General features: G+C 61.2%; 11 protein-coding genes. 6 read left to right on the plus strand and 5 right to left on the minus strand.

Annotation, left to right across the window (positions count from 1 at the left end):
• Positions 1 to 11 precede the first annotated feature (11 nt).
• Positions 12 to 1238: an urea ABC transporter substrate-binding protein gene (urtA, locus tag ENE74_RS09560; RefSeq protein WP_127690723.1), complete on the minus strand. Its 1227-nt coding sequence runs from the start codon at positions 1236 to 1238 to the stop codon at positions 12 to 14.
• A gap of 261 nt (positions 1239 to 1499) precedes the next feature.
• Between urtA and ENE74_RS09565 the strand changes: the two genes are divergently transcribed.
• Genes ENE74_RS09565 through ENE74_RS09575 form a run of 3 tightly spaced genes read left to right on the plus strand, consistent with a single transcriptional unit; the run spans position 1500 to position 4903 of the window.
• The gene (locus ENE74_RS09565; protein WP_164847441.1) at positions 1500 to 2318 is read left to right on the plus strand and encodes a peptidyl-prolyl cis-trans isomerase; all 819 of its coding nucleotides are present in this window, start codon (positions 1500 to 1502) and stop codon (positions 2316 to 2318) included.
• Positions 2299 to 3312, plus strand: coding sequence for a HupE/UreJ family protein (locus tag ENE74_RS09570; RefSeq protein WP_127690725.1), 1014 nt, complete (start codon positions 2299 to 2301; stop codon positions 3310 to 3312). The genes ENE74_RS09565 and ENE74_RS09570 overlap by 20 nt, the downstream gene beginning before the upstream one ends.
• Positions 3287 to 4903 carry a tetratricopeptide repeat-containing sulfotransferase family protein gene (locus ENE74_RS09575; RefSeq protein WP_241241930.1) on the plus strand — a complete coding sequence of 539 codons (1617 nt, stop codon included), beginning with the start codon at positions 3287 to 3289 and terminating at the stop codon, positions 4901 to 4903. Before ENE74_RS09570 ends, ENE74_RS09575 begins: the two co-directional genes overlap by 26 nt.
• A 92-nt stretch (positions 4904 to 4995) precedes the next feature.
• Here ENE74_RS09575 and ENE74_RS09580 read toward each other — a convergent pair whose 3' ends face one another.
• The 4 genes from ENE74_RS09580 to ENE74_RS09595 form a co-directional block, all read right to left on the minus strand.
• Entirely contained in the window at positions 4996 to 7443 is a 2448-nt protein-coding gene (locus ENE74_RS09580; RefSeq protein WP_127690727.1) for a TonB-dependent receptor, read from the minus strand.
• Between the two features lie 266 nt (positions 7444 to 7709).
• Positions 7710 to 9890: a xanthine dehydrogenase family protein molybdopterin-binding subunit gene (locus ENE74_RS09585; RefSeq protein WP_127690728.1), complete on the minus strand. Its 2181-nt coding sequence runs from the start codon at positions 9888 to 9890 to the stop codon at positions 7710 to 7712.
• Positions 9887 to 10348 (minus strand): (2Fe-2S)-binding protein, encoded by a 462-nt coding sequence (locus tag ENE74_RS09590; RefSeq protein ID WP_127690729.1) that lies wholly within the window; start codon positions 10346 to 10348, stop codon positions 9887 to 9889. Before ENE74_RS09590 ends, ENE74_RS09585 begins: the two co-directional genes overlap by 4 nt.
• A 105-nt stretch (positions 10349 to 10453) precedes the next feature.
• A complete protein-coding gene (locus tag ENE74_RS09595; RefSeq protein ID WP_127690730.1) occupies positions 10454 to 10672 on the minus strand; it encodes a hypothetical protein in 219 nt (72 codons plus the stop codon).
• 221 nt (positions 10673 to 10893) lie between these two features.
• Here ENE74_RS09595 and ENE74_RS09600 point away from each other — a divergent pair, with 221 nt between their 5' ends.
• The 3 genes from ENE74_RS09600 to ENE74_RS09610 all read left to right on the plus strand — a co-directional run bounded on the left by ENE74_RS09600 (position 10894) and on the right by ENE74_RS09610 (position 15041).
• A complete protein-coding gene (locus ENE74_RS09600; protein WP_127690731.1) occupies positions 10894 to 12312 on the plus strand; it encodes an agmatinase family protein in 1419 nt (472 codons plus the stop codon).
• Between the two features lie 167 nt (positions 12313 to 12479).
• Positions 12480 to 13979, plus strand: a complete 1500-nt coding sequence (locus ENE74_RS09605; RefSeq protein ID WP_127690732.1) for an agmatinase family protein — start codon at positions 12480 to 12482, stop codon at positions 13977 to 13979.
• Positions 13980 to 14180: 201 nt separating this feature from the next.
• On the plus strand, positions 14181 to 15041 hold the full coding sequence (locus ENE74_RS09610) for an urease accessory protein UreD (RefSeq protein ID WP_127690733.1): 861 nt from the start codon (positions 14181 to 14183) through the stop codon (positions 15039 to 15041).
• Positions 15042 to 15057 lie beyond the last annotated feature (16 nt).

Here is a 15057-nt window from a genome sequence, read left to right on the forward strand (position 1 = left end):
ATCATCCGTCCTCAAATCTTGCAGCTCTTGCCCGGAAAAGCGAGCGCATCATAAGGTTCTGGCGCAATGTCGCTGCCGCTGTCGGCGATAATCTCGAACTGCCCGTCGGCTTTCAGCTTGCCGATATAGGCTTTCTGGACAAGGCTCTGGTTCGCGGCGAAGGAAACTTTGCCCATCGGCGTATCGAAGCTGCCCAGTGTCGCGGCAGCCTTGCGCACCGCTTCCGGCTCGAAGCTTTTGGCCTTTTCCACCGCAGCCTTCCACGCCCATACGTCGAGATAGCCGTGGACCATCGGATCGGTAATCGCCGCGTCCTTGCCGAACTTCGCCTTGTACGCGGCTATGAACTTCGCGTTGGCCTCGCCTGTCAGGCTCTGGAAATAATTCCACGCGGCATAGCTTCCCTCGACCAGCCCCGCACCCATCGCCTGCGCCTCTTGCTCACCGATCGAAAAGGACATGACCGGCAGCGTCTTGGGCGAAAGACCCGCGGCCTGCATCTGCTTGAAGAAGGCGACATTGCTGTCGCCGTTCAATGTATTGATGATGATGGCAGGCTTGGCTTGCTGGATCTTGGCGATAACCCCGGAAAAGTCGGTTCCGCCCAGAGGTACATAGGCTTCACCGGCAACCGTCATCCCGCCCTTTTCGATATGCTTCTTCAGGATCAGGTTCGCGGTACGCGGATAAACATAGTCCGAACCGACCAGAAAGTAGCTTTTGTAACCCTGTTCCACCGCCCATTTGAGCGCGGGCAACGCCTGCTGATTGGGCTGTGCGCCCGAGTACATGATGTTGGGCGAACATTCATTGCCTTCGAACTGGACGGGGTACCACAGAAGGTTCTTCGTCCGTTCGAACACGGGCAGCATCGCCTTGCGACTGGCCGATGTCCAGCCGCCGAAAACCGTTGAAACCCCGTCATTCTCGATCAGCTTCGAAGCCTTTTGTGCGAAGGTAGACGGGTCGGACGCACCGTCTTCCACTACAGCATTGATTGTCTTGCCCAGCACGCCGCCTGCGGCGTTGATTTCCTCGATCGCGAGCATTTCGGCGTTCTTGACCGTGATTTCACTGATCGCCATCGTGCCGGTCAGCGACTGGAGTACGCCCACAGACACGGTGTTGCCATCGGGCGCATCGCCCGCGCCGCCCCCGGACGAGCAGGCACCAAGCGACAGTGCACTGCACATGCTCGCCAAGACGAGTAAGCGGGATGCCCGAATCCGACCGATCATATGCTTAAGCTCCTGAGCGTCCGAACGCATGGCGTCGACGCATCCCCTGTTATGCCCGCCACTAGAGCTATGGACTGGCGCGCTGTCACCGTATGCGTCATTTGACGTAGGCAAATGGCATGGCATCGGGATAGTGTCGTGCCCATCAACGCATGGCATCGCGATCAGGGGCAGGAACGCATGGCAGGGGCTTTAGAAACAAGGCGTCAAGCAAAGCAGGCCGATGGTCGGACTGCCTTGGGACCAAGCGTGAAAGCGATAATGGTCTGGCTTCGTCAAGGCGTCTTAACCAAGGCGTTCGCGCGGGTCGTACGCGACCCTTTGTTCAGTTTCCTGCTGGTCGGCGCGGCAATCTTTGCCGGTTACGCCGTGATTGAGCAGCAGCGCAATCCCGCTGTGCGCTACACGCCCGAAGCGGAAAAGGCGCTGGTCGACGAGTTCGAAATGCTCTCTGGCCGCAAGGCGGATGCAGCTGACCGCGCCCGTATCGAAAAGAACTTCATAACGGGCGAGCTGCTGTTCCGCGAGGCTATCGACCGGAACATGCATCTGACCGATGGCGAAACCCGCGCGCGGCTGACCGACAAGGTGCGTTACCTTATTGCGGGTGCCCCGGTCGAGCCGACCGAGGAGCAATTGGTCGATCATTATTCCAACAATATTGCGCTTTACCGCTCGGAACCGAAAACGACCTTCAGTCAAATTTTCCGGTCGACCAAGCCGGGCGACAGCGCTGCGATTCTTGCGGCGCTCAACAGCGGTCAGACAGTGCCGGGTGACGATTTCTGGCTGGGAAGCGCCTACCCCGCCTATGGCGATTCCATGGTGCGGGGCATATTCGGCCAGCCGTTCGTCACGCGGTTGAAGGAAGCGCAAGAGGGTGTGTGGTTTGGCCCGGTCCAGTCGCCGCGAGGCTGGCATTTCGTGCGCAAGACGGGCAGCATCGCACCGGCCCTGATGCCCTATTCCGCCGTGAGGGATCAGGTGCGGCAGGATTATATGATGGCCCGGACCAATGCCGCCATCGATGGAGCGATCGGCAAGCTCAAGGAGAAGTTCGATGTCGAAGTGGTTCGCTAGGCTGCGTCTTGCGCTTGTCGCGCTGGCGGTGCTGGTGCCTGGCGCAGCGCAAGCCGATATCTTCATGTCAGCGGATTTCGCCCTGTCTCGGGACGAAGACCCCGGCAGCTATGAGCTGACGGTCGGCTTGCCCGAAGCCATCGGAACGCCTGCACCGATCGTCTGGCCGGAAGGCTGCGCGCAGACCGGGGTGACGCGCCAGACCAGCGGTGGTCGCGCACAATATGCCTTCGCCTTCACCTGTGACCGCCCCTTTCGCGCTGGCGACATTATCCAGACCCCGTGGAAAGCCGACGGTGGGCGTTTCGTCACAAATGTGATGGGCGCGCAGGTCGATCGCAGCCTGGCCGGCAGCAGTGAAGGCATCGCTCTGCCGGTCGGCGAAACGGCCGCGGCCGAGCGCAGCCTGGGGCAGATCGGGCGCGAGTTTCTGGCACAGGGCGTCTGGCATATCTGGCTGGGCTGGGATCACCTTGCCTTTGTCCTGTGTCTGTGTCTTTTAGCGCGCGGTCGTGCGTTGCTGATGCTCGTCACGGCCTTTACGATCGGCCATTCGGTGTCTCTGGCGCTCGCCTTTTTCGAGCTGGTCCGTATCCCGATACCGCCGGTTGAGGCGACAATCGCGCTCTCGATTGCTTTCATGGCGCGGGAGGCATTGATGCTACGGCAGGACGACGGACAGGGTTCGGACCAGTCGGCTTTCCGCAGGCAAATCACGATCGTATCGCTGTTCGGTCTGCTGCATGGTCTGGGTTTTGCTACCGCCCTCGGTGAACTCGGGGTGGGCGCGGGCGAACGTTTTCCGGCGCTGATCTTCTTCAATCTGGGGGTTGAAACCGGGCAACTGCTGTTCGTCGGTGCCGTAACCCTGATTATGGTCGGTCTGCGGCGCGTGTCGCTGGCGCAGCCGGTGCGCGTGGCGGCGCTCTATGGCGTCGGGATCATCGGCTGCTTCTGGATGGTGGAGCGTGTCGTCGGCTTTGGCGCGGCCTGATTCAGAGACGATCCGGGCGGCGCGCGACGCGCTGGCCGATGGCGACGCCCACCGCTGCGGGCAGTTTGCCGCTGCGGCCTTGCAGCGCGATCCGGCCAGCGCCGAAGGGCATTTTCTGCTTGCCATGGCGCTTGCGGAAAGCGGACGCATCGCGCTCGCCCTGCAATCATCCGAACGCGCCGTTGCCTTGTCCCGCGAGGCGTCACCTCCGGCGTCTCCGGCGATGGCCGAATATCTCGCGCATCACGCCCGCCTGCTCACGCTGGCGCGCCAGGAGGCGCAGGCACGCGCGGCGGCCGATGCTGCCTTGGCCAGCGCGGGCGAGGACCCGCTGGTGCTGGATACGATCGGCTGTGTCTATGCGCGGCTCAGCGATCATGCTGCCGCCCTGCCGCTGTTCGAACGTGCCGTGGCAGGTGATCCGTCCAACATGAGTTTCCGTTACAATCTGGCGAGCACATACGGCTTTTTCGGGCGCGTGGCAGATGCCGAAATCCATTATGAAGAGCTGCTGAAGGCCAACCCGGAGGACGGCCGTGCCCATCTGGGCTTGGCGACGCTGCGCAGACAGACCGCCACCGGCAACCATGTCGCGCGTCTGGAAACGGCGCTGCAGCGGGCCAACGATCCGGTCGATCGCCTGCGCATTCATTATGCCGCAGCCAAGGAATATGAGGATCTGGGCGATCATGCGGCGACCTATCGCCATTTGTCCACTGGCAACCGCGCGCACAAGGCACGGCTGGGCTACACTATCGAGAGCGACGAAGCGACCGTCGCGGCCATTGAAACTGCCTTTGCGCGACCGGATTATTTCAGCGGTGATAGCGGCGTTGCAGATGCGCCGATTTTCGTCATCGGCCTGCCGCGCACCGGGACGACGCTTGTTGATCGCATCATTTCGTCGCATCCGCAGATTCAGTCGGCGGGTGAGTTGCAGGCCATGCCGCTTGCCGTGAAGCGCCTGTCGCAAAGCCCGTCGCGGCTGGTTCTCGATCCAGATACCATCGAAGCAATGCACGACGTTGCGCCGCAGGACGTCGGGATTGCCTATGTGCAGCGCGCCCGGCAGCACGGCGGCGCACAGGCACCGGTCTTCACCGACAAGTTTCCGCTCAACTTTCTGTATGTCGGCTTCATTGCTCGTGCCCTGCCCGAGGCGCGCATCGTCTGCCTGCGTCGTCATCCCATGGACAGCGTATGGAGCACCTATAAAACGCTGTTCGCCACCGGTTCGCCTTACTATCGATGGTCCTATGATCTGATGGACACGGCGCACTATTATCTGCTGTTCGACCGGCTTATGGCCTTTTGGGCAAGGCAGTTCCCTGGCCGCGTGCTGGAATTGGGCTATGAGGCGCTGATTGCCGATCAGGAAGCGGAGACGCGCCGTCTGATTGCCCATTGTGGCCTGTCGTGGTCGGACGCATGCCTTGCCTTCCACAAGAATACCGCAGCCGTCGCAACCCCCAGCGCGCAACAGGTCCGTCAACCGCTGAATGCCGATTCAGTCGGCAAATGGCGGGCTTACGCGGATCGGCTTGACGATGTGACACGGCTGTTTGGAAAAAACGGCATCAGTCTCGATTGACCTGCGACTTGATGGCTTGGCGGGTTTCTACAAAGCACAAGGGCCGCTCCACCGGAGCGACCCCTTATGCGATGTGATTATTTGAGGTTACGTCAGAACTTCACGCGGGCCTCCACACCGATCACGCGCGGGCGGGCAACGCTGCGGCCGTAATAGCGCGAAATGACGCCCCCGTTGACGAAGCCGAAGCGGCTGAGGTCGTTGCTTACCCCGGTAACGGCATATTTGTTGAAGATGTTGTTGGCGAACAGCGCCATTTCGAGGACGGGCGTCCGATAGGTCACCGACGCACGGTGCATGACATAGCTGGGAAGCCGCTCGCCGAAGCCACGCGCCCCGACGCGCGTCAGGATTCCACCCGTATAGGTCGCTGTCCAATTGAAGATGGTCTCGTTCGAACCGGTTGGCAGGCTGTACGTTGCCGACAATGCGCCGGAGTTCTTTGCCGAACCGGGCAGGCGGTCGCCCGAAAACACGTCGACGCGGCTGAACTTGGGGCGGGACCGCTCGTTCAGGCTGTTGCGGATTTGGAGGAGGTCGGGAACATCCTCGGTCAGCTTCGCATCAAGGTAGGAATAGTTGCCGCGCAGCGACAGGCGATCAGTCAGATTTGCATTGAACGAAAAGTCCACGCCACGGTTGCGTGCCTTGCCACCGTTGGACGTAATGCCGATCCCGCCATTGATCGTCTGTCCATCGAGCTGGATGCCATCCCAGTCGACCTGGAAAATGGACAGGTTGGTGGTCAAGCGATTGCCGAACAGGCCGGCACGAATACCCAGTTCATAGTTCGTTGTTTCGTCAGGCCCGAAGAACAGTTCATCCGGTAGCGCGCAGATGTTCTGCACATTGGGATTGAGCGGCAGGACGCAAGGTGCAGCGCCGGTATTGGCACCGCCGATGCGATAGCCGGTGCTGTACGTGAAATAGGCCAGCAGGTCTGGCGTGAACTGGTACGATGTGTTCGCTTTCCAGACAAAGCCGTCCGCCTCTGCAGCACCGCTGCTTGAAGGAATATCGAGGTCGTCGGCGACCGGACCGTCGTAATATGGCAAGGTCGATCCGCCGAACCGATCAAGCTTGTAATCATAATAGCGTGCACCGCCGGTCACTTGCCACTCGGGCGTGATCTTGAACGACAGCTCGCCGTAGATCGCCTTTTCCTTGGTCGTGCTGCGGCCGAACGACGCATATTCATTGTCGTCCGCATTCGGTATAACACCAAACGACTGGCCGGTGGGCGAAGCAGCGAAGCCCGGAATATATTCGCGATAAGACGTTGCCGTCTTCAACTTGTTGTAGAAGCCGCCGATCACCCAACTGAACGGACCGCCATGGGTGGAAACAAGGCGAAGCTCCTGGTTGAACTGCTCATTGTCGGCGCGCGACCGGGTGAAGCCAGTGAACGCCGGGAAGGCTTCATAGCCATAGTCGAGATCGAGCAGCAGGTCGGTGACATCCTGAGAGAAACGATTTTTCGTTTCGGTATAGGCGGTCGCAGATACGAGCTGCGCAAAGTCACCAAGCTGCGCCTCGACTTCCAGACTGACGAGTTCAGACCGGCGGCGTGACGGTTCCTGCACGCGCCACACACCCTGATACTTCCCCTCGCCCAGCACGCCGCCGCCGTTCGCCTGGCGACCGCCTGTCTTGGTTTCCTGGAATACATAGGACAGATAGGCCTTCACCTCGCCGACGGTGAGACCAAGCTGATTGCGCGTTGTCAGCGTCTTTTCATAGTTCACATCGGCCTGTGGCGCGAAATTGGCCTGCTGCTGCGCGGTCGTGCCCAAGGGATTTGTAGAGGAAGGACCCGGCTGCGGGTCGGAAACCCCGATCTGAGCGACAGTGAAGGGATAATCGATAAAGCCGGGATCATAATAATAGCCCGTGGCCGAACGGAATGCGAGCACGTCCGGAATGATCGGCAGGTTGATCGCGCCATCAAGCACGAAGCCGAAGCCGGACCCTTCCTTGACGTCATATAGTCGGGCATGGGCGTAGCCGCTGACCTTCGATGCATCGGGGCGCTCGGGAATGTAACGGATCGCCCCGGCCAGCGTGCCAAGGCCATAAAGCGTTCCCTGCGGGCCGAGCAAGACTTCGACGCGTTGCAGATCGATCAGCTTGAAATCCAGATAGAGCGGCACTTCGCCAAGATAGGTGCCGATCGCATTGTTCGTATTGTCGGCGAAGGTGCTCGTGTCGCTGGCGCTGAGGCCGCGCATCACAATACTGCCTGCACCGCGCGGTCCCGTGTCTGTGATCGTTATGCCAGGCGTGAACGCGCCCAGATCCCGCACATCGTTCAGACGCTGATCGTTGAGCTGTTCGGCGCCGAGCGCAGCGATGTTGATTGGTGCATCCTGAAGCGACAGCGAACGGCGCGTGCCGGTCACTATGATGACATCACCCGCGTCTGCCTCCGCAGCGGGCAGGTCCTGCGCCATGGCGGCGGTGCCCGCAAATCCGGCGGCGCTAATGCCAGCCAGGGCTGTGGCAGACAGCAGCGCCAGGCGAGTGAAAGATCGGTGCGTCATGGAAACCCCCTGTCTATGTTCTTTTTCATCATGTTACTCCCCCGGCGGTGGCGCGGTCTGAAGCCGCTTGCACCGTACTGACAGGGGCGCCCCGGAGCCGCTTTGCACGGCGCGGGACCTCTGCCAGCCTAAGCAAAGGTAAATTGCAGCTTTGCCAGAGCGTATGGGGTGTTTGACGTAGGGTGGAACACGGGGTGCACGACGACCCGGCGGACGGCCGCCTGCTGCGATGGCGCAGCAGAACGGCTTATCCGTGTTTCACGCGATCAGGCAGTCAGCATGTCCGCTGTTATCGGCAGAGTGCGTATGCGCTTGCCCGTTGCCGCATAGATCGCGTTGACCAGCGCGGGAATGACGGGCGGCAACGCCGGCTCGCCAAGGCCAGTGGGCGGATATTCGCTCGTCACGAACGCGACGTCCATTTCGGGCGCATCGGGCATGCGCAGCAACGGATAATCATCGAAATTGCCTTGATCGACCGCGCCGCCTGTCTGCACGATCTTCTGGCCTGACAGCGCCTGGCCGATGCCTTCGATCACCGAACCCTGCACCTGATGCAGGGCATTGAGTGGATTGATGATCTGGCTGCCGACATCGCCCGCAACCCACACCTTGTCGATCGTAACCGAGCCATCAGTTGCCACGCTTGCATCCACGATTTCGGCGAAATAGCCCGCATGGCTGAAATAGAAAGCAAAGCCGCGGCCGCTGCCTTTTGCACCTTTGCCCCCCTTCCATCCCGCCATCGCACAGACCTTGTCGATCACGGCAATCGCCCGGGCGCTCGTGAAAGTGCCCCGTCCCATCGGCACTTCGGCCTTGAGGCTCAGCAACTCACGCAGCAGGTCCGGAAGCGTCTTGCCGCCCGCTTCGGCCACTTCGTCTAGAAATGCCTGAAAGGCAAAGGCCAGCGCGTTGCTGCCGGGCGCGCGCAACCAGCCAGTCGGCATGTTGGTCGCCAGCAGCGACTGTTCCAACAGAATGTCCGGCAGCAGCCCGGCGGGTAATTCGGTCGCACCAAGTTCCGCTGCACGCGCCGCTTTGCCATCCTTGCCGAATGTCACGAAATGATCGCGCAGGGCCGTCATCTGCCCCTTAGCATCCAGCGCGGCGGAAAAACCGTGCCACCCGGCGGGGCGATAGAAATCGCGGCGCATATCGTCCCTGCGGCTATAGAGCAGCTTGACGGGAATGCCCGGCACCTGGGCGGCGATCGCGGCTGCTGCCACCATATATTCGTTCATTAGCCGCCGTCCGAAGCCGCCCCCGATACGGGTCAGCCGCAGGGTGATCTTTTCCGGCGGCAGGTTCAGCGCGGTAGAGACCAGCTTGCGGCCCGATTCCGGTGCCTGACTGGGTGCCCATATTTCCAGCGCGCCGTCCTTGAACAACGCCGTGCAGTTCTGCGGCTCAAGCGGGGCATGGGCAAGGAACGGATAGCTGTAGTCGGCGCGCACCGTCTTTGCCGCTGCCGAAAAGCGCGCATCCACATCGCCCGCGCGAACAATATCCGTCTCGGCCTTGCCCGCCAACCTTTCGGACGCTGCCTTTTCATAGCCAGCACTCGAAAAATCGGTGAGCGTGCCGGTGTCCCATACGATCTTGAGCGCATCGCGCGCCTTGTTCGCGGTCCACCAGCTTTCCGACAGAATCGCGATGCCGTCAAACAGCGATTCCGCTTGCCCGTTACCCTTGATCGTCAGCACATGAGCAATGCCCGGCATAGCCCGGATCGCATCGAAGTTGGCGGATTTGATCGTGCCGCCGAACACCGGACAGGTTTCCAGAACGGCGTACAGCATGCCCGGCAAAACCAGATCGATACCGAACAGCGGCGTTCCGGCTACGATGGCGGGGGTGTCCACACCTTTGATCGGCGTCCCGATGATACGGAAGCGCTCGGGAGCTTTCAGCGGAACGGTTTCAAGGTCCGGCACGGGAAGGGCTGCTGCCGACGCGGCGAGTGAGGCATAGGTGGCCGACTTGCCCGTTGCCGGATCCTTTACGGACCCTTCGCCGGTCGTCAGCCGAGCGGGATCGACACCCCATAATTGTGCGGCGGCCGTGACCAGCATCGACCGGGCGGCGGCTCCTGCCCGCCGCATCGGCAGCCAGTTCACCGGCGTGGCACGACTGCCGCCTGCAACCTGTGGCCCGTACAGGCTTTCCTGCACCACGGTCTGTTCGATGCGGACCTGCGCCCACGCAACGTCCAGTTCCTCGGCGATCAGCATCGGCAGCATCGTTTTGATGCCCTGCCCGATCTCCGGGTTCTTCGCGCCGATCGTAACGCTGTTATCCGGCATGATCCGTACGAACGCCGTCAGCATTACCGCGCTGGCATCCGCAGCCTGGGCGATCGGGATCGCCATGTCGAAAAGCAGGCCGCCGCCAGCCATGACGCTGGCGCTCAGGAACAGGCGGCGCGACAGGACGGGGGCGCTCATGCGCCTGTCCCCGCCGCCGCCTTGATCGCGGCGCGAATGCGGAGATAAGTCGAACATCGACAGAGATTGCCCGCCATCGCGGCATCGATGTCGTCGTCCGTCGGTTTCGGCGTCTGGGTCAGCAGCGCCGTTGCGCTCATGATCTGCCCCGCCTGACAATAGCCGCATTGGGGCACGTCCAGCGCGATCCAGCTTTGGGTGATGCGCTTGCCGACCGGGGTCTGCGCGACAGCCTCGATTGTCGTAATGCGAGCACCCGCAACATCGCGCAGCGTCGTCTGGCAGGATCGGATCGGCGCGCCATCCAGATGCACGGTGCAGGCACCGCACAAGCCGACACCACAGCCAAACTTCGTGCCTGGCATGGCGAGGTCCTCACGCAGCACCCAGAGCAACGGCTTGTCCGGGTCGCCTGCGACGTCCCGCTGACTGCCGTTCACCGTAAAGCTGATTGCCATATGTGCCCCCGCATGTCTTGCCGACCCGACAAAATGGTCGCTACGTCCCCCGATACCCGCATGGAATATGCACGTCCGATTCACAGCCGTCCAGCATGCACGATGCTATCGCTGTGCAGCCACTATGGAAACCACTTTGCGGTCACTATCCTGTGCCAATATCATGTCGCTGTCGTCTAGCTTCATCGCTGTCCGGTCATGATCGGCAACCGACTGCCAAGCAGCGTTATCTTCCAGCGCCGCCAAGCGTCGTGACAGAGCCACAATGGCAACCGCCATCAGAATGACGATGATCCAGAGAAGGAAATTGGAAGCGGTCAACATCGGCCTGCGTCTCCGGGAGGCGGGCGTGTCCGCGCCAAGCTGGAAACCCGCCATGTCCCAGGTTCGTGCTATCGGTGCGATGTTTCGCCGTGCATGGGGCGTTTGACGTAGGGCAGACACGTAGCGTGCAATGCTAGCCCGTTGCGGGCGGGATGATAACGTAAGCATGCGGCGCGCAGGTCTGTATTTACGTTCCGTGAGCCGATGCAAGGGGGACAGTCATGGCCAGATCGACATTGGTGCTACCCTTTCTGCTCGCCGTCGCGGGCGTGACCGGTTTGACGCTGGCACAAGGCGAGGCCACCCGCTTTTCGCCGGAAGTCGAAGCAAAGCTGAATCAACTGGACCCGGCGCAACTGGCATTCCTGCGGTCGAAGGATGTGCGACGGTTTGCGCCAATCGAAGGGGAGTTGGAGCGTCGTCTGGCGGCAAAGACGCCGGAGGAAATCAAGGCCTATGTTTCAGCGATGATGGAAGTCGTCGCCTCGTTCAAGTTCAACCCGAAAACCGACATGGCGTCGATCCCGCTGAATACGGAATCGAAGAGCTTCAACAGCTGGCGCGTACTGCGCCCCTCCATCCTCGATCCCAAACGTGAAGCCGGGCCGTTTTCGCTCAGCCGCTACATGGAAGGGCGCAGCGGCATCCCGACCTTCTTCAGCCTGCCTGTCGCGCTGACGCCGGAGGATCTGGTCGCAGGCAAGGTAGATGTGGCGTTCGTGGGCATTCCGCTCAACATGGGTTCCGGCACACGCGGCGCACATCTCGGGCCGACCGCGATGCGCACTGTCCGCATGGGCGCGGGCAACGACATGTACACGATGACATCGCCACGGGCCGTTCTCAACATGGTCGACTATGGCGACTTCGCCGTCGATCAGATGAGTACGGAGCGGTCTATGGAACATGCGCGGCAAATGGTCGCCTCCATCAGCAAGACCGGCGCCATTCCCTTCATCGTCGGCGGCGATCACAGCCTCGCCTATTCCGATATCGCCGGTGTTACCGACGTGTTGGGCAAGGGTAAGGTCAGCGTCATCCATTTCGACTCTCATTACGACGCGGGGAAAGACCGCGCTCATTTGATCGACCATGGACAGCCGGTTTATCGCCTGATCCATGAAGGGCATGTCGCCGGGCGAGACTACATTCAGGTCGGCCTGCGGGCGCAAAGTCCGGACGTTGAAACGTTCGAATGGATGCGGGAGCAGGGCTTCCGCTATCACACGATGGTCGAGGTGGAGAAATCAGGCTGGGATGTGGTCGTCAGCCGCGTGCTCAAGGAAGCAAAGGAAAACGGCAAACGGGTTTTCGTATCGTTCGACATCGACGTGCTCGACCCCGCCTATATGGTCGGCACCGGCACGCCCGTCCCCGATGGTCTGACAATGCGCGAAGTGGTGCCGCTCATTCGCCGCATCTGCGCGGAAACCGACCTCGCCGGGTTCGAACTCGTCGAACTCGATCCCACGATGGACCCGACTTACAAGTCGGCGCAGAACAGTGCCTACATCATGCATGCCTGCCTTGCGGGCATGTCGATCCGTCGCAAGGGGATCACGCAGGACCATTATCTCAGTCCACTCAGCTCCGAATGGCAGGCGCCCAAGGCAAACCCTAAGACGCGCAAGACCAATTAGGGGATTGCCGGTTGTTGAAGCTGGCAAAAGCTCGGAAAGCACATTGCCTTCCGGGCTTTTCGCTGGCGTTCGGCACCATTGGGCGGCATGCTACGTCAATTGCCCCATTGCTGGCCACGGGCCGGGTTGTAGCAGTCGGGATGATATGAGCGATCCGGGGGGATAAGATGAATATTCGTGGTGCCTGCTTGGGAGCACTCCTTGCTGCGACGGTTCTGTCCTCCGCGGCGGTGATTGCTCAGGCTGACAAGCCGACGATTCCGCCCGCACTTGAAGCGAAAATCAAGGATCTGCCCAAGGAAAAGCGCGCCTTCCTGACGTCCGATCCGGCGGAAGGCTTTGCCGGTTCCTACGAAAAGCTCTTTGCCCGACTGTTGACCAAAACGCCGCAGGAAATCGAAGCCTATATCGATGGCGCCATGGCGGCGGTCGAAGCTTCGAAGTTCAACGCGAAGACCGACATGGCGGCGATTCCCCTCGATACCGACAATGAAAACTTCAACGGCTGGAAGGTGCGCCGTCCCGATGGGCTCGACCCAAAGCGCGAGCCGGGGCCGTTTGAATTGAGCTATTACGCCAATGGGCGCGGCGGCGGCGTCTATGGCGGCGGCATAGCGACATTTGCGGGGGCTCCCGTCGCAATCTTCCCGGAGGATCTGATCGCAGGCAAGGTTGACGTGGCGATCGTCGGCGCGCCGCTCGACATGGGTTCGGGCTATCGCGGAGCCAAGGGCGGACCATCCGCGATGCGCACGCAATATGGCGCTGGCGGGATCGACATGTACACGATGGTCGATCCCTCGAAGGAACTGAACATCGTCGATTACGGCGATATCGCCGTCGATAACATGAGCACCGAGCGCACCGTTCATCATGTCCGCGAGCGGGTCGCGGAAATCGCACGAACCGGCGCCATTCCCTTCATCGTTGGCGGCGATCACAGCCTTGAATACAGCGATGTCGCCGGGCTTGCCGACGTGCATGGCAAGGGCAGCTTCGGGGTCGTCCACTTCGATTCACACTATGACGCCGGCAAGGGCGGGGTTCATTTCATCACCCATGGTGCACCGGTCTATCGGGCGGTGAAGGAAGGCCATGTCCAGGGCAAGAACTACATCCAGGTCGGGTTGCGCGGCCCGTGGCCCGAAAAGGAAGGGTTCGAATGGATGCGGACCAACGGAGTCCGCTATCACGCCATGCCGGAAATTGAGAAGAACGGCTGGGAAGCGACGATGGAGCGCGCGCTCAAGGAGGCGCGGGAGAGCGGCAAGAAGATATTCATCTCTTTTGACGTCGATGTGCTCGATCCGGCGTTCATTCCGGGAACCGGCACCCCGGTTCCCGGCGGGCTCACGATGCGGGAAGCGATCCCGATCGTGCGACGTCTCTGCGCCGAAAACGAACTGGTCGGCTTCGAAATCGTCGAACTGGCGCCGGTTCTCGACCCCACCTATCGCAGTGCACTCAACGCCAATTTCATCATGCATGCCTGTTTGACGGGCGTCGCGATGCGGAAGAAGGGGATCAAGCAGGTCGGCTACCTGTCGGAACTCACGACCGAGCATATGCAGCCGGGTGCGGGGCAGAAGGGCGAAAAGGACAAGAAGACGGAAAAGGTGGAACCCAATTACGGACGGGGCGGATCGGGGCGTCGTCCACGCACCTGACGGTAATTCATCGATAGCATGCCCCCTCCCCGCAAAAGGCTATCTGGCCGTTCGAAACGGGTCGAGGAAACTGGGCGGCGGCGCAGGGGGCGTCGCCGCCCATTGGCTTTTTCGCCCATACGTCATATGCCCTATGTCGAACCTGCGACCGCATCAGCACAACCGGGTCATGGAGCGGGATCGATCACTGGATGACGCGCGATGAACGACGCCATCACTGCCATAGCCGACACCGTTCCCGACGCCCGATCGCGGCATCAGCGCGTCGATGGCCATGCGCGGATCGCGTTCGGTGCGAACGGCATCAGCGATCTTTACCAACGCGCACCTTGCCGCCTGCTCTTTCCCGATGGTGCCGACGGCGACGGCCTGACGGCCGTATCGATCACGACGAGCGGCGGTCTGACAGGTGGCGATCGCGTTGCGCTCGACATCATTGTGGACGATCACGCATGTGGTATTGTGACGACCCAGGCGGCCGACAAGCTATATCGTGTGTTGCCCGACGATCCCGACATCAAAGTCAACACATCCATCACTGTTGGCAGAGGCGCATCCTGCCAATGGCTGTCGCAGGAAGCGATCTTGTTCGACCGTACGCGCATGCGCCGGACATTACATGCCGATCTCGCACTCGACGCCCGGTTGTTCGCCGTTGAAACGGTAGTGCTTGGCCGGGGAGCGATGGGCGAGACGTTCCGTCAGGGGCTTGTGCACGATAGTTGGCGCATTCGCCGCGGCGATCGCTTGGAGTGGGCGGACACGCTGCATGTCGATGGCCGTTTCGATCGTATTGCGGCAGAGCCCTATGGCTTCGGCGGTGCGCGTGCGCTCGCTACATTGTTGTATACTGCGCCTGATGCGGCGGATTATCTGCATATTGCACGTGATCTGGCCCAGCCGCCATTTGGCGGGGCGACCTGCTTCGACGGGCTGCTGATCCTGCGGATGCTGCGGGACGATCCGCAGCAACTGCGCCGCGATGTGGTGCGCGCCGCATCCGTCCTGCGCGCGGCGGCGCTGGGCACATCGCCCAACATGCCTGCGCTTTGGTATTGCTGATTTTATGCTAATGTTG

The organism is Sphingobium algorifonticola (assembly GCF_004005485.1).
Lineage (GTDB): Bacteria > Pseudomonadota > Alphaproteobacteria > Sphingomonadales > Sphingomonadaceae > Sphingobium > Sphingobium algorifonticola.